This window comes from Virgibacillus sp. LDC1 (assembly GCF_025792345.1).
In the GTDB taxonomy this organism is placed as follows: Bacteria; Bacillota; Bacilli; order Paenibacillales; family Paenibacillaceae; genus Paenibacillus_AQ; species Paenibacillus_AQ lautus.
The window spans coordinates 2,677,632-2,696,044 of the sequence record NZ_JAOXLZ010000001.1; the positions used below are offsets into that span (position 1 = coordinate 2,677,632).

The 18,413-nt window shown below is 49.6% G+C and carries 18 protein-coding genes and 1 riboswitch; of the genes, 6 read left to right on the top strand and 12 right to left on the bottom strand.

All coding sequences use genetic code 11. The features are described from left to right. Window positions 1–2 precede the first annotated feature (2 nt). Window positions 3–2,861, bottom strand: a complete 2,859-nt coding sequence (locus OHJ21_RS11775; RefSeq protein ID WP_486020123.1) for a Na+/H+ antiporter subunit A — start codon at window positions 2,859–2,861, stop codon at window positions 3–5. Window positions 2,862–3,102: 241 nt separating this feature from the next. Here OHJ21_RS11775 and OHJ21_RS11780 point away from each other — a divergent pair, with 241 nt between their 5' ends. Then, window positions 3,103–3,324, top strand: coding sequence for a hypothetical protein (locus tag OHJ21_RS11780; RefSeq protein WP_486020124.1), 222 nt, complete (start codon window positions 3,103–3,105; stop codon window positions 3,322–3,324). Between the two features lie 18 nt (window positions 3,325–3,342). Here OHJ21_RS11780 and OHJ21_RS11785 read toward each other — a convergent pair whose 3' ends face one another. The 3 genes from OHJ21_RS11785 to OHJ21_RS11795 all read right to left on the bottom strand — a co-directional run bounded on the left by OHJ21_RS11785 (window position 3,343) and on the right by OHJ21_RS11795 (window position 4,604). Next, window positions 3,343–3,972, bottom strand: a complete 630-nt coding sequence (locus tag OHJ21_RS11785; protein WP_100537814.1) for a DedA family protein — start codon at window positions 3,970–3,972, stop codon at window positions 3,343–3,345. 124 nt (window positions 3,973–4,096) lie between these two features. Beyond that, window positions 4,097–4,372, bottom strand: coding sequence for a hypothetical protein (locus tag OHJ21_RS11790; protein WP_071220365.1), 276 nt, complete (start codon window positions 4,370–4,372; stop codon window positions 4,097–4,099). 28 nt (window positions 4,373–4,400) lie between these two features. Then, window positions 4,401–4,604 (bottom strand): hypothetical protein, encoded by a 204-nt coding sequence (locus tag OHJ21_RS11795; protein ID WP_486020125.1) that lies wholly within the window; start codon window positions 4,602–4,604, stop codon window positions 4,401–4,403. Between the two features lie 224 nt (window positions 4,605–4,828). Between OHJ21_RS11795 and OHJ21_RS11800 the strand changes: the two genes are divergently transcribed. Continuing rightward, window positions 4,829–5,443: a glycine-rich domain-containing protein gene (locus OHJ21_RS11800; RefSeq protein ID WP_486020126.1), complete on the top strand. Its 615-nt coding sequence runs from the start codon at window positions 4,829–4,831 to the stop codon at window positions 5,441–5,443. Then, window positions 5,440–5,859 (top strand): hypothetical protein, encoded by a 420-nt coding sequence (locus tag OHJ21_RS11805; RefSeq protein ID WP_486020127.1) that lies wholly within the window; start codon window positions 5,440–5,442, stop codon window positions 5,857–5,859. The genes OHJ21_RS11800 and OHJ21_RS11805 overlap by 4 nt, the downstream gene beginning before the upstream one ends. Before the next feature lie 244 nt (window positions 5,860–6,103). Here OHJ21_RS11805 and OHJ21_RS11810 read toward each other — a convergent pair whose 3' ends face one another. The 8 genes from OHJ21_RS11810 to OHJ21_RS11845 all read right to left on the bottom strand — a co-directional run bounded on the left by OHJ21_RS11810 (window position 6,104) and on the right by OHJ21_RS11845 (window position 14,886). Then, window positions 6,104–6,580: a hypothetical protein gene (locus OHJ21_RS11810; RefSeq protein WP_127593660.1), complete on the bottom strand. Its 477-nt coding sequence runs from the start codon at window positions 6,578–6,580 to the stop codon at window positions 6,104–6,106. 342 nt (window positions 6,581–6,922) lie between these two features. Continuing rightward, complete coding sequence (locus OHJ21_RS11815) at window positions 6,923–7,939, bottom strand: hypothetical protein (protein WP_486020128.1); 1,017 nt, start codon at window positions 7,937–7,939, stop codon at window positions 6,923–6,925. Beyond that, window positions 7,926–8,288, bottom strand: coding sequence for a PadR family transcriptional regulator (locus OHJ21_RS11820; RefSeq protein WP_100537819.1), 363 nt, complete (start codon window positions 8,286–8,288; stop codon window positions 7,926–7,928). The genes OHJ21_RS11815 and OHJ21_RS11820 overlap by 14 nt, the downstream gene beginning before the upstream one ends. Before the next feature lie 272 nt (window positions 8,289–8,560). Then, window positions 8,561–9,361, bottom strand: coding sequence for a Cof-type HAD-IIB family hydrolase (locus OHJ21_RS11825; RefSeq protein WP_326113173.1), 801 nt, complete (start codon window positions 9,359–9,361; stop codon window positions 8,561–8,563). A gap of 266 nt (window positions 9,362–9,627) precedes the next feature. Then, window positions 9,628–11,049 (bottom strand): sucrose-specific PTS transporter subunit IIBC, encoded by a 1,422-nt coding sequence (locus OHJ21_RS11830; protein ID WP_394055045.1) that lies wholly within the window; start codon window positions 11,047–11,049, stop codon window positions 9,628–9,630. Continuing rightward, a complete protein-coding gene (locus OHJ21_RS11835) occupies window positions 11,046–12,548 on the bottom strand; it encodes a glycoside hydrolase family 32 protein (protein WP_486020129.1) in 1,503 nt (500 codons plus the stop codon). The genes OHJ21_RS11830 and OHJ21_RS11835 overlap by 4 nt, the downstream gene beginning before the upstream one ends. A gap of 181 nt (window positions 12,549–12,729) precedes the next feature. Next, window positions 12,730–13,722: a LacI family DNA-binding transcriptional regulator gene (locus OHJ21_RS11840; RefSeq protein WP_486020130.1), complete on the bottom strand. Its 993-nt coding sequence runs from the start codon at window positions 13,720–13,722 to the stop codon at window positions 12,730–12,732. Window positions 13,723–14,037: 315 nt separating this feature from the next. Continuing rightward, a complete protein-coding gene (locus tag OHJ21_RS11845; RefSeq protein WP_486020131.1) occupies window positions 14,038–14,886 on the bottom strand; it encodes a bifunctional 5,10-methylenetetrahydrofolate dehydrogenase/5,10-methenyltetrahydrofolate cyclohydrolase in 849 nt (282 codons plus the stop codon). A gap of 67 nt (window positions 14,887–14,953) precedes the next feature. Further along, window positions 14,954–15,033, bottom strand: a riboswitch (ZMP/ZTP riboswitch). Window positions 15,034–15,190: 157 nt separating this feature from the next. On the opposite strand from OHJ21_RS11845, the gene OHJ21_RS11850 reads away from it, so the two are divergent. The 3 genes from OHJ21_RS11850 (at window position 15,191) to OHJ21_RS11860 (ending at window position 18,374) form a co-directional block, all read left to right on the top strand. Then, complete coding sequence (locus tag OHJ21_RS11850) at window positions 15,191–16,201, top strand: permease (protein WP_486020132.1); 1,011 nt, start codon at window positions 15,191–15,193, stop codon at window positions 16,199–16,201. A 97-nt stretch (window positions 16,202–16,298) separates the two neighbouring features. Continuing rightward, window positions 16,299–17,270, top strand: a complete 972-nt coding sequence (locus OHJ21_RS11855) for a TIGR03943 family putative permease subunit (protein ID WP_486020133.1) — start codon at window positions 16,299–16,301, stop codon at window positions 17,268–17,270. Further along, window positions 17,271–18,374: a CobW family GTP-binding protein gene (locus OHJ21_RS11860; RefSeq protein WP_486020135.1), complete on the top strand. Its 1,104-nt coding sequence runs from the start codon at window positions 17,271–17,273 to the stop codon at window positions 18,372–18,374. Window positions 18,375–18,413 lie beyond the last annotated feature (39 nt).

The following is an 18,413-nucleotide window of genomic DNA, read 5'->3' on the forward strand; positions in this document are numbered from 1 at the left end:
GGTCAGTTATCCCTCCCAATCGAATTGATGATGGTCATCGTCACGCCAACGACGGCCAAATAGACGCCGAGGTCGAAGAGAACCGCAGTAGCCAGCTCGGTTTCCCCGAGCAATGGCAGGTTGAAGTAACCGAAGGAATGACTTAAGAACGGTGCATCAAAGGCAAAAGAGCCGATCCCCGTAAGCAGTGCGATGGCAAGCCCCGCCGCCGTAACCTTTCGGAACTCGAAGGGCACGATCTTTCGGGTCATATCCATGCCGAAAGCCATCGATAACAGAACCAGTGCGGCAGCAGTCATCAGCCCTCCGATAAATCCGCCGCCCGGCTCATGATGTCCCGAGTTGAACAGGAACCAGGAGAAGGTTACCACGATAAAGATAACCACCTTGGATATGGTTCGAAGAATGACATCATTGCTGTTGGGCAGATATGCCCCTTCATATCGATCCCGCTCACCCAGAATCCCTTCACCCAAATCGATTTTGATCAAGGCATATATCCCAAGGGATGCAATGCCAAGAACCGTAATTTCAAGCAAGGTATCAAATCCGCGGAAGTCCACCAGAATGACATTGACGATATTTTTACCGCCTGCCGAGTGGTAGCTCTCTTTAATGAAGTAATCCGCGATGGAGTCGAAGGTTCTGCCGCTGCTTGCGGCCAGCGCGATCAAGGTTACGACAGCACCGACGCCTACCGATATGAGCAGATTTCTCCACTTCAGGCTCATTGGCACCTTCTCCCGCTTCAGCTTCGGCAGATGATAGAAACATAGCAGGAACAGCATGACGGATACCGTCTCGACGACCATCTGAGTCAACGCCAAATCCGGAGCCCGGAACAGAACGAAGAACAAGGTCACCATGTAGCCGGCAGCACCGGTTAATATGATCGCCATCAGTCGTGTCCGGACGAACGGCAGCGCAATGACCGGGATCACCAGGCCGAGGATGGCAACGGCCTCATAGAAGGACATCGGTGCGTAGTCCGTCATATCAAATCCAATATGATCGGCCAGCAGAAGTCCCCCGCCAAGAACGGCAATGAAAAACACAAAAATATAAATCACGTAATGACGGAGCGAGCCTGTCATGTAGGTTGAGGTCAGCGTTTCGCCGCCTCTTTCGAGGGCCCGCAATCCCCCGTCATACAGCTTGTTCAATGTCACTCGCTTCGTTAGCGATGTATTCAATATACGTGCTCTGCCGTGAAGCTTATACAGAACGGTACCGAGAACAATGATGCCGATGGTCATAAAAATCTCCGTTGTCCAGCCGTGCCACATCTCGATATGCACGTGAAAACGATCTTCTGCCGCGAGCAGCCCTGGATGAATCGCGGCCATCGCCGGTTCGATGAGTGCATGGGACAGCAGGTTCGGAAACAGACCGAACACGATGGCGAGCGATGCCAGAATGACCGGAGGAATCAGCATCCCCAGCGGTGCTTCGTGCGGCTTCTTCTCCAGTTTTTCAGGCTGGAAGCGTCCCGTGAAGGTTTTGAAGACCAGGATCATGCTGTACAGGAACGTAAACACACTGGCGATCCAGGCAACGACCGGGATCAGCACGCCCCAGGTCTCACCATTCCAGAAATTCATTTGAGACGCTTGAACGACCGCCGTAAAGAACATCTCTTTACTCAGGAATCCGTTGAACGGAGGCAGACCGGCCATGGAAAAAGCTCCAATGACGGCCACGGTAAACATGATCGGCATGAGCGACATCAGACCGCCGAGCTTCCGCAGATCCCGTGTGCCCGTCTCATGATCCACGATGCCAACGACCATAAACAAAGCGCCCTTGAATATGGCATGGTTCATCAAATGGAAGATGGCTGCCGTCGTCGCTTTGGTGTAGAGCAGCGTGTCCACGCCGCCTCCATAATAAGCTGCGGCAGAGCCAAGACCGAGCAAACTCATAATCAGCCCCAATTGGCTGATGGTGGAGAATGCCAGCAGTGCTTTCAGATCCGTCTGCTTGATCGCACGGATCGAAGCGTAGATCAGCGTGGTCAAGCCCGTAATCGCAATGATCCAGAACCAGGAAGCTTGCCCGGCAAACACCGGGCTAAACCTGGCAACCAGATAGATCCCGGCCTTAACCATCGTAGCGGAGTGCAGATAAGCACTAACCGGGGTCGGTGCTTCCATCGCATCCGGCAGCCAGATATGGAATGGGAACTGCGCGGATTTGGTGAATGCCCCCAGCAGGATCAAAATCATGGCTGTGATAAACAGCGCGTCTCCCGCAATGCTCCCCACATTCGCCACGATCTCCCGCACGCTGAAGGTACCCGTCATGATGTACAAAAGGATAAACCCTGCGAACATGGCAAGTCCGCCAAACACGGTAATCAGCATGGATTTTAATGCTCCGTATCTGGAGCGGTCCCGATGATGCCAGAATGCAATCAGCAGGAATGACGAAATACTTGTCAGTTCCCAGAAGCCGTACAGCACCATCAGGTTGTCGGAGAGCACAACCCCAAGCATGGCGCCCATGAACAGAAGCAGATAAATGTAGAATTTGTGGACCGCTTCCTTGTTCTTATCCATGTAGAAGATGGAGTACAGTACAACGAGTGAACCAATACCGGATATTAAAAGTGCAAAAATTAAACTTAATCCATCCAAATAAACGGTAAAGTTTATTCCCACGCTTGGAATCCATTCCAGAACGGCTTGAAGCTGTTCACCTCCCTGAATGGTTGGGATAAGTCCTAAAAAATAGGCGAACAGAACAACCGGTACCGGCAAAATGACCCACCCGGTGTGGACACGGCCAATGAGCTTGTAAGTCAGCATAACTACAAGCGCTACAATAAAAGGTGCCATTACGGCGATGTGCAGCAAAGACAAAGTCTACTCCTCCTATAGTCCGATTTTTCCTTCATTAGTAGTATTTCCCCATTATTTAGGCATAAGTCCAAAAAAACACAAAAAGAGCCCGTTGATGGCAGGCTCCTCCAGGTAAAACCATATGGTATTTTTTCGAATCACACTGAAAATCAGTATATCTTGAGATCAAAGCTTTGTCAAAGGTATCTTGGAATGAAAAGAGGTCCGTTGGGAAATCACTGTATGTAAAGGAGTGGTTCCCATGATGATCAAAAAAGCGGCTGTTTGCGCTTTCATCTTTCTCGTGGTATTGGCGGCGGCCATCGTGACCCATATTCACACGCAGCCCGTCTACCGACAGGATAACCCGCCAAACGGCGTATATCAAATGCAGACTTCCCAAGATGGATCTCACTGGTTCTCTCCCCGGGAATATGTGAAAATCATTCGCAAATCACCCGACCCCTTACCGGATCAGCCATAACCCATGGATCAGAATCGTTTATCCGTGAATTTGGATTTCAGTATTCTCTTCTTTGCTTCGTTTATTTCTTCGTATCAACCACGAAATGATCAGGATGACAGCAAGCACCGCAACGATTCCCGCTGCATAGTATCCGTACCGGTTAATCAGTACTCCAATATGATCGACGACCTGATCGCCGACAAACATGCCCAAAGAGAAATAACCGATGGTCCATACAAAGGACGCGGAATACGAATACATCGCAAATCGGCGATACGGCATCCCTTTCATGCCAACCGCATAGGGCGTCACGTTGCGCAAGATGGGCAAAAAAGCGCTGATGCATATGGCGTAATTGCCATACTGGCGGGTCAACCGTTCGGATACATCGAGAAACTGGCGTATTTTCGACTTTTCCCCTACGCGGTTTAACAGCTTGCTCGCGGTAAAGCGGCTAAGCATGTAACCTACCGTCGATCCCGAGCACACGCCAAGAAACGTCATGATAAAAGACGGAAACGGCGTTAAAATTTCGGATGCCGCTAACGCTCCGCCTGTCATTGCCACGACTTCATTAGGCACAGGAAGACCGACCAATCCAAGACACAATACGAGGAATAATGCATAGTGCCCGATCTGTTCAATAAAATCTAATAGCGTATCCACCCCTGTCCCCCTAATCCGTCCCTAGAATATAGTATCAGCTTATATGACAACGTGGTTTTCGCAAACGTGCTGTAGGCGAGGATATGAACTGGACCTGAGACCAGTTTTATTATGGATCATGCCATTAGAGATTTTTAAATGCCGATATGAATGAACCCGGATCATCCTTCACCGTGTACGAATACACGCCTTGCTGGGTGTGCAAGTATAAGAAACCCCCGCCGTCTCCCATCGGCCGATACGACAGGTCAAACACCTGCTTAATCGGGAACTCCCGGTATTTCGTTACGATTCGATCCTCGTACAGGAACATCTCCCGCCCCTGCTCTTCCGTTCGTTGTTCGATGCCATCCACAACTCGGTTGATTTTGTAGTATGGCTGTACGGCTACCCAATTCACAAGCTCCCTCCTTGCTGTCTTTGCTTTTTTATTTGGAAGATCGCACTTCCCCCTTCTTCTTTCTGCGGCTCTTGATTCGTTCCAGCAGCTCCAGCGCCCCGATAAACAGTACGAAGACCACGAAGAGCGCAATCGCCCGACCAGGCTCGATCAGACCGGTAATAGATGCAACGATGCCGATAATGCCTACAATAATAATACCTAATACGGATAGTTTCCAACCTGTTAACATATGTATGCTCCTAAAGTAAACGTAATTGCCATCCATCAAGATCATATCTACATGAAAAAAATACGCTAGACACACACGGAATGTATCATAAAGAAGCACCCATGTTCAAGTTATAATCGATTCTCCAATTTCAATTGCCAACACTCATGACATTTGCAATAATTTACTCAGGAGAGAAATTATAAGCCGACCTCCGAACACTAAAAAGACAGGAGGAACATGTTATGAACTCAACAACCTGGATACTGATTATTTTATTCATTGTGGTGGATGTATGGATTATTTCTTTTTTCGTGAAACGCTCGTTACGCAGACACAGCGGACAGCAGCTGCCTAAAGGCAATAAGCTTGGCCTCGGGAAGATACCCGAGCTGCCGCCGATCGTCAAAGCGGGAAACCCGGCGAGTGAGCTTGTCGGGAGACTGGAAGCCGCGCTGCCCTACACCTATCAGAACATGCTGAAGCAGCGAGTGATGAGTGAGCATCCGAATCTGTCCGAACAGGAGTATGAATGGAGATGGCAGGAGCTCAAACGGTTCTTCATCATGTGCGCCGTGCTGGATCGTGTCCCGATGTTCAGCAAAGACGTGGATGAAGTATGGCATGAAATGCTGATGTATACATACGAGTACCAACAATTCTCGGAACGCTTTCTTGGTAAAATGCTTCACCACGCCCCAAACACCGGAAGCGAACATGTACCGATTCCGAATGAACGCGCGTGGTTTGATACGGTATATGTACAATTATTCGGCTGGCATGAATACAGCGCCAAACTATGGGGAGCTTTCTGCCGCGCGAAGAGCTGGAGGTCTGCACTTCCCGTCATTTCACCGTGAATCATGGACAGAAGCGCTTTAATGTCTGGACCTATGAAAAGATCCCAGCAGCGCGTACGGCCATTGATGCTATCATCCAGGATCTGCAGGATCGGGTTCGAACCGCCCAAGAAGAGCCGGCGCGTCATGAGAAGCAGGTCAATTTCCGAAATAGTGATGTGCTCCTGGCAGCGGCCGTCTATTTTGCCTGGAACACACCGGAACAATTTGGTGACCATATGATCCCTGATGAGCGCGAGCTTCATAAAAACAACAGCAGCTCCTCCTGTACCTACGCTTCGGCATGCGGGTCCGGCGGATCGGATTCGGGTGATGGGTCCTCAGGCGATGGATCCGGATCCTCTTGCAGCAGCGGTTCATCCTGCAGCAGCGGGTCCTCTTGCGGAAGTGGCTGCGGGGGCGGCTGCAGCAGCTAAGCTGCAAACGTAACAAGGAACGCCTGCTTATTAATGAACAGAACATAAAGTACGGGCCCAGATTTCAGGCCCATGCTTATTCCGGGACGAAAATAACAAACGGTCATAGCATATTTACTTGCTCAGTTACGCATAAGTGCATATGTCCAGAAAAACCATACATCTCCAACTAAAACAAAGAAGCACCTGACCCCATTCATCGAAGGTTCAGGTGCTTCTATATCATTGATATAAACTCAGCATATTAATTGTTAGATGAGAGAACCAAACCGGAACGGGTTTGCGGTCCGACCTTACGCACGGAAATCTGGTTCCGCTCGGCCCAACGCGTAAGACTCCGAATCCCATCGCAATTTTTCTCTTCAAATTTAAAGCAGCAATACATTGGATTCACGTTCTTGTCCTTAAGGTTTATTTGGAATGCGGCTTTATGGCATCCGGAAACCTTGATCTCACGTATCTGGTCCGCATGAATCTCTACGCCATTGATTGTAATCGTATCCGAAGTCTCCTGAATATTCACTTCCCGTTTCACCAATCGGGCATACCCTTCAATAGCTAGTGCCGCAACAACAACGACGTTCACCGCCATCTGCATATAGAATAGAACAGGATAGGAATATTCGGTCAAGGTCGCTACCTGGAACAGGATAATGCTAATGACAAAGGAAAATAAAATAACGTCTTTCATTCTTGTAGAGTAATGGATCGCGTATTTCATATTAATCAGCTCCGTTCATTCTGTAAGGGTTTTCATCTAGCTCTTACCTTATTATAACACCATTGTACATAATTTTGACACACATCATTCACATTTTTGTCAAAAAAAATATTTGCGTCGCCCCTTATCCTATGCTTATCCATTTTACTTCGTGTCGTTCATGGTCTAGCCAACCTTGTAAGTACACCGTGACGCAAGGGAGGTTGTCCTCGTTAATGGCGAATGGCGGCAAAAGTGGATGAGGAACGATTCGTTTTCCTATGGTGTCTCCTAACAACAAAAAAGAGCATCCCGCCAGATCCAAGATCTTTTGGGATACTCTTTGCTTCAACACTTTTATTTTTACTTGGTTAACGTCGTATTTCCTTCCTTTCCCCGAAACCGTTTCATCACGACAGATACGGTATCAATAAGGGTAATGACCACAATGATGTAAATGAGTCCGTCCCTGGATCGATCCCAAATTGATTTTACGGTTTCATACGCTTCATCTCCCGGTGTTACGAGACCGGCTTGAACGAGCTGATCCATGAATGTCGGATTCCAAATCGTCATATCGGAGAACAGGATCACGGCAACGATAACGGAAGCGACGTTAAATATGACATGCATGACGGCGAGCTGCGGCGTCCACTTTCTTGTGATTAATTTCATGGCTTCATTGAATATGCTGAAGGCGGTAAGAAGCCAGATCAGCGGCAAATACTTGGCAAAGACAGCCTGTTCAAACACCGGAATGGCGATCGAGTTTTCATCGAATCGATGAACACCGATCAGATTAATGGAAAACGTGAACAGGACGAAGAACAGCACGGTAAACAGGATGCCCAGCACCGGCTCGATCGGTTTAATCCGATCGGCTGGTTCCGGAATTGCAGGTAAATCGGATGGTTTCCATGGGCCTTTGGAGACTTGTCGTGCACCGCGGTATTCGATATAGGCAAAGATAACGGTCACCCAAGCAAACCCGTGGATACCCACGCTCAGCAGGGAGACGAAGTACTCCAGAAGCTTCTCGGCGGTGGGAGCCGGGCTTGCAAAGAAATCAACAATGTAGAAGATACCAAGAGCGACGGCGACCGAGTACAATACAATCCGCAGAACAGCCCAATAACTGTCAATCAAACCGGGACCAATGAGATAACGCTCTCTCCCTCTGTATCTTGCTGCCATTTCCCCGGGTGGCCCGAGCTCGATCAGCACCTGTTCCACATCTGCAATGCTTGCGATCTCACCGCCGGCTCTCCGGTCTTCCAGCATGTCTTCGATGAGTCCGTGAAGCTCCTTTTCAATCTCAGCCCTTTGCGATTCGGGCAGCTTCTGTGTCACCGCATAAATATACCTGTTAATCAGATCCATTACCTGACTCCCCCTTGTTATCAACAAGTCCCTCCAGACTTGTCATCATATCCTTCCATTCATGGTAGAGCTGCCGATATATATCCTTGCCTGTCTGACTTATGATGTAATATTTCCTCGGACGAGCTTCATTCGTATCCCACTCGCTATCCAGCAGACCTTGTTTCTCCAATCGCCGCAGCAAGGGATACAGGGTACCCGCTTCCACGCTGATCCCCTTCTCCTGCAATATGGTCACCAATGAATATCCATACTGAGGTTCCGACAACTGGCTGAGAACACCAAGAATGATGGTTCCTCGCCGAAGCTCCTGCACCAAACTGTGTAGAATGTCTTGATCCTCTGACATATCATCATCTCCTGGAAATTATTATACTGTATGTCACACACTAATGTATATAGTCAAATAATAATTATTTACTATTATTTTTCGTTTAATACAAGTTGCAAGGCTGCTAAACCAGGCAGCAGGCCACGTTGAGGCCTGCCCTTTCATGTAAAAAAGGTTATCCTACAGTCGGGACAGTCCCAGACCATAAGATAACCTTTTTATATACTCTCATCTCATTTACACATTCCAAGTGATGTTGCTTCGCTGTCAAACCAGCCGCTTTCGAAAAACTACACGATCTCCTGCGGCTCCTTGCCCAGCAAACCGAGCATGCGAAGTCCGTATTGTATTCCGTCTTGACCGACATCGCGGGTTATATGTCTGGCCGCCTGCTTGACCATCTCCGGCGCATTGCCCATCGCCACGCCGTGGCCCACGTATGCCAGCATCTCCAGATCATTCAGATAATCGCCAAAAGCGATGGTATTCTCCAGATCGATGTGCAGCAGCTGAATTAATGGTTTGATTCCTTCTGCTTTGGATCCCCCTGCCGGTAACACGTCAATTCCATAGGGGCCCCAGCGCACGAAATCGAACCGGCCATCGAATCTTTTTACGTAATCTGCTTCCTCATCCTCCGTGCAGAATACAATGGCCTGATAAATGTCTCTGCCCAAGTAATATTCGGGATCATATTCCGGAATCGTAAGTTTCAGTTCTCCCCAGCTGGAATCGATATGAACATGCTCGGTTACGTTCATCTTCATGGCTTCACTGCCGGCATATATGATCGGATGGTCAAGCTCCACGGCCTGCTCCGTCAGCTGCTGCAAGGCATCTTGCGCCAATGGATTTCCATATATCGGTTTGCCTTCATGAACCACATACTGACCATTCAAACAAACATAGGAATGGATCCCGAGCTCCTCCCGCAGCTCTTCAAAATGATAAGGGGCGCGCCCTGTCGCTATGGCGACGATGTGTCCGGCTTCCTTTAACTCTCGAATAGACTCCTTTGTTGTCGCTGGAACCTTCTTTTCATGATCCAGCAGCGTCCCGTCAATATCAAAAAATATGATTTTTTTATTCAATGAAAACTCGCCTCTCTTCCGTATATGCTAGCCAGTACCCCTATTGTAAATGATGAAAAGCATTTCAGAGCAAGCCATAATTTCAGCAAGGTCGCTCGGACGCTTTCCGAACATGCATAAAAACCGCGCCGGTGCACGGTTTTCACGATATCAAATATGGATGAATTAATAATACCATCTGCATTAACATTTCGTGCATGTGCTGTAATTTTCTTATCTAACGACAAAAGAGCCCGCCTATAACAGACGGACTTCTTCTGTGGTCTTTATTTCGCTTCCGAGCGAACCTCGTCGAGCATTTTATCATTGAATCCGAACAGCCAAGTCAGCACAAAAGTTAGAGCCATCGCGGTTACGTTGCACAAAATATAAAGTGGAAGCTGGCTGTTCAAGTATAAGAGCGTACCCGGAATAACGGTAATCGCCATACCCGTAGCCTCAAGCTGGAAGATGGAAGCCATGAAACCGCCCACGCCGCCGCCGATCAAGGCGATAACGAACGGTCTGACGTAACGGAGGTTGACCCCGAAGATCGCAGGCTCCGAAATTCCCAGCATGGCCGAGAATGCTGATGGCAGGGATAACGCCTTCAGTTTTTTATTTCTCGTCTTGAGTCCGACAGCGAGACAAGCTGCACCTTGCGCTGCCATGGCACTTGTCACGATCGCATTAAACGGATTGCTTCCCGTCTTCTCAAGAAGCTGAATTTCAAGGAAGTTAAAAATATGATGCACACCGGTGACCACAATGATCTGGTTAAAAAAGCCGATCACAAGACCCGCAATGCCGAACGGCAGCTCCAGCAAGAAAGTCGTCACGTTCATCACGACCTCTTCCAAGGAGTGGAACACGGGTCCAATTGCGAACAGACCAAGGACGATCATAACGAGCAAGGTTAAAAATGGCGTAACGATCAAATCAATAGCTTCAGGAATGCGTTTTCTCAAAAATCTCTCGAATTTCGCGCCAAGGAGTCCGATGAAGAAGGCTGGCAGGACCGAGCCCTGATATCCGACAACCGGAATGAAATCGAAGAGCATGAGTGCTTCGGCCGAACCGTTCGCCACGCTGTAAGCGTTGGGAAGAGCCGGGTTAACCAGCATCAAACCCAGCACGATACCGAGCACGGGGCTGCCTCCGAACACCCTGAATGCGGACCATGCCACCAATGCCGGCAAGAAAGCAAAAGCCGTATCCGTCAGTACCTGGGTGAAGAGCAGAAAATTAGGCGAGATATCATCCGGTACCGCTCCAAACCAGGCCAGGACGGTTTCTTGCGTCAATAATCCCCGTAATCCCATGAACAAACCTGTGGCGACCAATATCGGGATAATCGGCACAAACACGTCACCGAACGTACGAATCGCCCGCTGAAACGGATTCCCTGATTTTTTCGCCTCGGACTTCAACTCATCCTTGCTTGTGCTCTCCAGCCCAAGCGATTCAACCGCTTCAAAAATCTGATTAACGGTTCCTGTTCCGAAAATGATTTGATATTGTCCGGAGTTAAAAAAAGCGCCTTTAACCTTATCAATATTCTCGACCTTCTTCTGGTCTATCTTCTTCTGATCGTGAACCATAATTCGGAGTCTCGTAGCACAGTGAGCAAAGGAAGCAATGTTCTCCCTGCCACCGATGGCTTCCACTACCTGCCTTGCAATTTTCCGATGATCCGCTGCCATGTTCATTCATCCCCTTCTATATCTTTTACGGCTTGGGCAAGATCCCACTTCGTGACCTTCAAGCCGGCGCTGCCGTTCTTTGCAAAAAATCGAATATGACGGCTGTCCTCCTTGGGAAATATCCGACTCGTAAACACCTCTTGGCCATCATTGACGAACACTTCTGCCGAAGAAATATCCACAAAGAGATGGAATTTGATCGAGTCTGCTTTATTATGCAGCATACAGGTTCGTGTCGTTCCGTAATCACTCACAATCGTTGCACCCGATGATGAGCGATCCAGTGTAACCTTCTGCCTGACAGCGTCATACCAAATGACTGTGCGCTCCGTTTCGCCGGCTCGAAATTCAATGCCGACAACGTCCGCTTCGATCGCATGGAACTCGCATATCATCTCGAATACGGTCCCTTCTAACCCTGTATAATTCTTCACCTCGCTGTATAACGTATCCGCTGCTTCCATGGCTGTCCCACGAAGCGTTTCCAACTCGGGGACCGGCTGCTGAATCAGCTTGCCCTCACGGAAAGTGAGCACACGCGGAAGAGTCAAACAATGGGCCCAGCCATGCGAGTCCGTTGGATAGACAACCTCCGGCAAACCCATCCAGCCTACCAGGATGCGCCGCTCCTTCTCATCCAGCATGGTCTGCGGTGCGTAAAAATCAAAACCTCGGTCCAGTTCGTAAAAAGGGCCGTGTTCAAACTCCAGCGTATCCCGATCCAGCGGTTTGCCCGAGATGTAGCCGGATTGGTAAATGTTCCGGAATTCGTCGTTTTGCGGACTCAGCCCCTGCGGTGAAAACAGCAGCACGCCCTGTCCTTCCAGTTCAAAATAATCGGGGCATTCCCACATATAGCCGAAATGTCCAAGACGGGTTTGGATTTCCCCTTTGCATGTCCAATCCAGCAAATCCGGTGATTCATAGACAACAGCCGTTCCTGTCTGATCACCCCTCTGGGCGCCGATGACGAACCGGAACAGGTCTTCGTCTTTCCATACCTTCGGATCCCGGAAGTGCTCGGTATATCCGTCCGGCACACGGTCAATCAGCGGTTGATCGAATTTCGTAATGGTGCCAACGCGGTCCATCACCGCCATGCATTGATAAGAATGCCTGTTCCATCCCTCATCCCGGGTGTTCCCGGTATACATCAAATACAGTATGTCGTCTTTCACGATCCCACTTCCCGAATAGGCGCCATATGCGTCAAACGAGTGCCCGGGCTCAATGGCAATGCCTTTGTTTTGCCAGTGCACCAAGTCCTTGGAGGAGGTGTGGTACCAGTATTTCAAGCCGTGAAACGTACCCAGCGGAAACCATTGATAAAACAAGTGATATTCCCCGTTATAATAAGAAAATCCGTTGGGGTCATTCAACAAGCCCATGATGGGCTGTATGTGAAACCTCTGCCTCCATTCGCTTTGTTTTGCTTGCTCCTTTAAGGAGGAAATCTCTTCGGGAGAGGCCTGATCCAGGCGTCGGTATTTCCGTTCTCTGTCCATGTCTCTTCTCCTTGTAAATGGGCTTTCTAATAGCAACAAACGGATCATGCTGTGCGTGAACACCAGCCTGATTCACTTGCAGTGGAACCGGTTCCAATTCGAGGTAAAAATAATGAACTCAGCTCCAATACCAGGCAAAAACAGTATTGGAACCGGTTCCGTTTTTTTCAGTATAAAATACCTAATTTAGATTGTCAACGCTTTCCCGATGAATCATATCGCAATTCATGACCGTCAGGAAATCCACAGGCTCGTCGTTGACCAGCTTTATAATATGCTGAGCTGCGAGGTGGCCCGCTTGGGAATATCCATATTTAACGGTTGTCAATCCGGGATGAATCACTTCGGTTACGTCGTATCCGCCAAAGCCGGTAACGGAGAGTTCGTTGGGAATATGAATGCCTCTCATGTGCGCCGCTTTCATCACGCCCAGCGCTATGTTGTCAGTAGCGCAGACCACCGCAGTAGGCATCGTTCGGTTTTGCTCAAAAACAGCCAAAGCCTCCGCAACTCCATCCGCCATCTTAAATCCACTTTCATAGAAAATCGCTTCCACCCCGTCATACTCGCTTAACGCCTTCAGAAACCCTTCTTTCCGCTGAACTCCGACAGCAACGTCTTTTTCCGTCACACCGATATAAGCTATATGACGGTGTCCCTTGGACAGCACATATCGGCCCATGTCATAGCCTGCGGCATGGTCGTTATAAATCATGCTGTGGACCTCCTTATGCTGTTGTCCGAGCAGAATGACGGGAATGCTGATCTCTTTAATCGCGGCAAGATGTGTTTCCGTCACCTGGGTGGCGAATAAAATAATGCCAGATATTTTTTGCCTAGCGAGATCATACAGCGCTTCTATCTCCCTGGATAAATCCTGGCTTGCATTGATGATGAGAAGATGATAACCGTGTTTCCTTAATTCTTCATCCATGCCGGCAACGGTCTGCGATGCTGAGAATGAATCCAGACGCGGCACAATGGTGCCGATCATGTTGGTTTTTTTCGCTTTCAAGCTCTGTGCGAACGAATTCGGAATATAGCCGGTTTCCTGAATGACCAGCTCAATCTTTTGGCGTGTCGCATGACTGACGGAACCTCCGTTTAAGAAACGGGAGACCGTGCTTTTGGCAACTCCGGCTTTTTTGGCAATATCTGCAATCGTGTTCTTCATTCGGTTCTCCCGGGAGCCGTTTGCGGCGCTGCACCGAACGGATAAACCTCCGCAGCTCCTTGCTCCGCCACACAACAGGCAATGATTCGTTTGTGCATGAATCTCTCCCCTTCGATTTCACTTTTTCCTAACTATAACATGACGTCTGGGCATCCGTGAAATGCAGACTTCACCCCGAGCCTTTGATGGGCAATACTTTTCTGCGTTCCAGACTCTAGCGGGGAACGAAGCGATTCAAAGGGGGATTCTCCATGCAACTCCCCTTTCGGGACGCGCAAATGAACCGTGCCTTATCCCGTTATTACATGGTTACTGTTAGGCTTGCACGGTTCGCTCAGCCGATTCGACGGTATGCTTCAGCAATGTAGCAATCGTAACGGGGCCAACACCGGCAGGTACTGGTGTAATTGCGGATGCCAACTTCGCGCAGGCTTCGTAATCGCAGTCGCCGATATTGCCTGGATTATAGCCGGCATCCAATACGACGGCTCCCGGCTTGATCCAGTCCCCTTGAATGAAATTAGGCTTGCCTACGGCCGCAACCACGATATCCCCCTGGGACACAATCTCCCCAAGGTTCTTCGTTCTCGAGTGGCAGATCGTAACGGTAGCATTGCGATTAAGCAGCATCATCGATACCGGCTTACCCAGAATCGGACTGCGTCCGACCACCACGGCATGCTTCCCTTCGATCGGCAGATCATAATAATCCATAATCGCAATAATCGCGGCAGGCGTACAAGACGGGTAATCGGCAAAACCAAACGCATTTTGCGAGAAACCAAGCGTGGTCACTCCATCCACGTCTTTTTCAATATCAATAGAATCAAAAGCCGCCCGTTCATCGATATGATGCGGAACCGGATGCTGCAGCAGAATGCCGTGGACATTCGGATCCTCGTTCAGCTCTTGGATCGCGGCAATCAGCTCTGTTGTCGTTGTCGATGTCTCCAGTACCACTTTCTTCGATATGATGCCAAGCCGCTCGCAAGCATTTCCCTTCATCCGCACATAGGTCGCCGAGGCAGGATCATCGCCAACCAGAATCGTTGCCAGACAAGGCGTTACCCCTTGCTGCTTCAATTCCTGTACCTTTACGGCCAGCTTGGCCTTGATATCGTCGGATACCTTTTTTCCATCCAAAATTACGGGTTCCTTACTCATGCTAATCCGCTCCTTCGCCATTGTATTTAAAAAACATAAAGAGGCAAGGCGACTTCATCGTCTCCTTACCTCTTGCCCAGGCGTACGGCATATGATCCTATGTGCTCCCTCTTGGTACCCCAAGCTACGCCAGTAACACATAGATAACTTTTTTTAATATACCACGACTTTGGACATCGCGCTACCGATTACGAAACTGACCATTTTAAATCGTAATCTTTTTGATTAATTTAGGGGAATCACGTATGTTGCTGATGGTACAAGCATAGAATGTCCTAAGATCAAATCGCTCCAGGAGGCCCAAATGAAATATCCGGTAATCTTCAGAATGCTGCCCTTCATTATTCCGCTTGTCTTCGTGATTCCGGTCTTGACGATATGGCTGCAGAAGGATTCAAGTCTAATCTCAAGCCATGACATACAGCAGGTAAAAACCATTTTTACGGGTATTTTCCTTGAGGCACTTCCGTTTGTGCTGCTTGGGGTGCTAATTTCGTCCCTCCTGCAAATGTTCGTCAAAGAACAATGGGTGCGTCGTATCACGCCCAAAAATCCGGTCGTCGGCGTCCTGTTCGCTTCCATGCTGGGGATCATGTTTCCCATATGTGAATGCGGTATGATCCCGGTCGTCCGAAGGTTGATGCTCAAGGGGATGCCTGCCTACATCGCCGTAACCTTTATCCTCAGCGGTCCCATCCTGAACCCCATTGTGTTCGCTGCAACGATCATGGCCTTCCGTTCGCATCCCGAAGTGACGATCGGCCGGATGGGACTGGCTTTTGCAGTCGCGGTGACGGTAGGTTTGCTCGTCTATGTTTTTTCAAGGAGCAACCCGCTCAAGCGTTCTTTTCAAGAGTTTTCCGAACGTGATTCCGCCAATGGCGGACGCAAGCTGCATGAGCATCCCAAAACATGGAGAAGCATGTTTGTCCACGCCGGAGACGAACTGATTGAGATGGGCAAATACCTGGTTCTTGGCGCATTCCTGACGGCCTGCATCCAATCCTTCATTCCAAGGGAGGAGCTGCTGGCATTGGGGAGCGGTCCCGCCGCCTCTTACTTGTTCATGATGGGGTTTGCTTTCATCCTGTCCCTCTGCTCGACTTCGGATGCCTTTGTGGCATCGGCGTTCACGCATACCTTTACCGTAGGCCCGCTTGTTTCCTTCCTGGTGCTCGGCCCGATGCTGGATTTCAAAAGCCTGCTCATGCTGTCGGCTACCTTCAAAACCAAATTTGTGATCGGTTTAAGCCTGCTGGTGATGACGCTCGTATTTATCGGCTCTGTAGCCGTTGACGCTCTATTGGGTGGTTAGCTGGCGAGAGAAGGAAGATTTGCGAAAAACGAAGAGGAGATTACCGGGACCGTTCAGACTCACCAGGTACCCGTTGAGATTGGAGGTGATTGGGACCATGAAGTCCAGTTTGAGGATACGGATTCACTATACGCTCCGGTCGCTGCTTGTTGCGTCTCTCGCCGCTTATATCATGCATCTGAACGCTTCAGATTCGCTTGAATATTACTTAGCGCCTCATATGCAGACCCTGCTGCTTCTATGCCCGGTTCCGCTGTTGTTCATTGCATTCGGCATGATGTGGCATTCCCTTGCAGGTGATTCCGGAGAGGTGTGTGATTGCGAGCACCCCCTTCCTGCCGGCCTTGTCAAAAACGTAACGGTATACGGGCTATTCATGGTGCCGCTGCTGTTTGGCCTGCTCCTGCCGGACCAAGCCCTCGGCAGCGATATGGCTGCCAAAAAAGGCATGATCTACACCTATCCGAATCCCGATGTACGCCGTAAAACCGATGACCGCAACGCTTCCGTCTTTTCGGGCACGGATAAGCAATTACCCGAAGTTGATCAGGGAGCACCAAAAGACCTCACATTAAACGAACGATTCGTTGCCACGGACATCTATAGCGTGGAGTTTGCAGAGCTTGCCAAGCGCTTATATACGCTGCCCGTCATCCGGGTGGAACCGGACATTTTCTCGGAAACCGTCGGGGCCATGGATATGTATAAAGAGCAGTTTCAAGGTAAAGCCATCACGGTCCAAGGCTTCGTCTTCCGCGACGGGCATATGAATGAGGATACCTTTGCCGTCAGCCGATTCCTCGTGATGTGCTGTACGGCCGATGCTGTCCCGTTCGGGGTTCTTGTGCGCGGCACAAATGCTGCCTCGTTCGCTAATGACACGTGGGTTCAGATCGATGGCACGATCCAGGTTACCACCTTGAATGGTAAAGAGACTCTGCAAATTCAAGCGGAGCAGATTCAGCCGATTGAGCAGCCGGCATCCCCTTACATTTTCACGAATCCGGACTCCGTCGCGGAGTTTGATGAACTATATTCGAACATAACGATACCGGGAGGTAACAAATAAATGAACAAGATACCTGTTGTACTGATCAGTGGGTTTTTGGGAAGCGGCAAAACCACGCTGCTGCTCAGACTGCTGGCGTATGCCGCCAAGCGGCAGTGGAGAACCGCCGTATTAATGAATGAGATGGGCGAACAAGATGTGGATGGCGATACGGTCTCCGGCGAAATGCCCGATCTTCCGATTGAGAAGCTGCTCGACGGATGTATCTGCTGTACCAGGCGAGACGAGCTGGGTCAAGCATTACAGACCCTGTTCGATCAGAAGCCTGATCTCGTATTCATCGAGACGACCGGCGTGGCGAATCCTGAACAGATCCTGGAGGATCTGCAGGATCCATCCCTGTCTAATCAAATCTCAATCCAGCGCAAAATCGCCTTGGCCGACTGCGGCAAATTTCTGGAATACAACAGCTACTTCGCATCCAGCCGTGAACTGGTCCGCACCCTGAGGGGGCAGATTAGCTTCGCGGATATGATCATCCTGAACAAGGCGGGGGACTGCGACGATAAACAGATCAACAAAGTCATCACCTCCATCCGAAAAATAAACACGACGGCAAGTCTGGCCGTAACCGACTACAGCCGGTTGGATGAGAATGAAGTGTTTACGTCGCTTCAGCTTCAGCCCCGGGAGGATGGGATCCATTCGTCTCCACCTTCGAACCGGAGGCAAGGGAATCTTGCGGATCGTAAGCAGGACAAACCGCTGATTGACGATCACGGCAAGCATGGGCACGACGCCCCTGAGGGAACAGTCATTAACCTTGACCACCATAGCCATCAGCACGGAGAGGAGTCCGGGCACAGCAGCCCTTCCTTTACGGGCCTGGACACCTTGACATTATCTGCTCCATCTCCCTTCCCGCTTCAGATGAGCGTAATTGAAACTTTTCTCGCCGCTCTCGGCTCCAGTCTGATTCGGGCCAAAGGTTACATTCATCTCTCGACGGGTCCCTCTCTAGTTCAGTGGGCGGGTTCACAGCTTGAGTGCCAACCAAGCACGCTGCAGCTGCAGCGCGGCTATCTAACGCTGATCGGCCATCGTTTGAATAAAACGCGCATCGTCCAGGAGTGGGAAGACTTGCTAAGCGGCGTGGTGCAATGAAAGCTGGATGGTTGGTTGGATAGATAATAGATATAATAA

Bases quoted from the DNA above. Each gene is read 5' to 3' on its own strand.
- OHJ21_RS11780 (WP_486020124.1), top strand. From the start codon at position 3,103: ATGATGATCAAAAAAGCGGCTGTTTGCGCTTTCATCTTTCTCGTGGTA.
- OHJ21_RS11795 (WP_486020125.1), bottom strand. From the start codon at position 4,604: ATGTTAACAGGTTGGAAACTATCCGTATTAGGTATTATTATTGTAGGC.
- OHJ21_RS11800 (WP_486020126.1), top strand. From the start codon at position 4,829: ATGAACTCAACAACCTGGATACTGATTATTTTATTCATTGTGGTGGAT.
- OHJ21_RS11810 (WP_127593660.1), bottom strand. From the start codon at position 6,580: ATGAAATACGCGATCCATTACTCTACAAGAATGAAAGACGTTATTTTA.
- OHJ21_RS11815 (WP_486020128.1), bottom strand. From the start codon at position 7,939: ATGGATCTGATTAACAGGTATATTTATGCGGTGACACAGAAGCTGCCC.
- OHJ21_RS11820 (WP_100537819.1), bottom strand. From the start codon at position 8,288: ATGTCAGAGGATCAAGACATTCTACACAGTTTGGTGCAGGAGCTTCGG.
- OHJ21_RS11830 (WP_394055045.1), bottom strand. From the start codon at position 11,049: ATGAACATGGCAGCGGATCATCGGAAAATTGCAAGGCAGGTAGTGGAA.
- OHJ21_RS11835 (WP_486020129.1), bottom strand. From the start codon at position 12,548: ATGGACAGAGAACGGAAATACCGACGCCTGGATCAGGCCTCTCCCGAA.
- OHJ21_RS11840 (WP_486020130.1), bottom strand. From the start codon at position 13,722: ATGAAGAACACGATTGCAGATATTGCCAAAAAAGCCGGAGTTGCCAAA.
- OHJ21_RS11845 (WP_486020131.1), bottom strand. From the start codon at position 14,886: ATGAGTAAGGAACCCGTAATTTTGGATGGAAAAAAGGTATCCGACGAT.
- OHJ21_RS11850 (WP_486020132.1), top strand. From the start codon at position 15,191: ATGAAATATCCGGTAATCTTCAGAATGCTGCCCTTCATTATTCCGCTT.
- OHJ21_RS11855 (WP_486020133.1), top strand. From the start codon at position 16,299: ATGAAGTCCAGTTTGAGGATACGGATTCACTATACGCTCCGGTCGCTG.
- OHJ21_RS11860 (WP_486020135.1), top strand. From the start codon at position 17,271: ATGAACAAGATACCTGTTGTACTGATCAGTGGGTTTTTGGGAAGCGGC.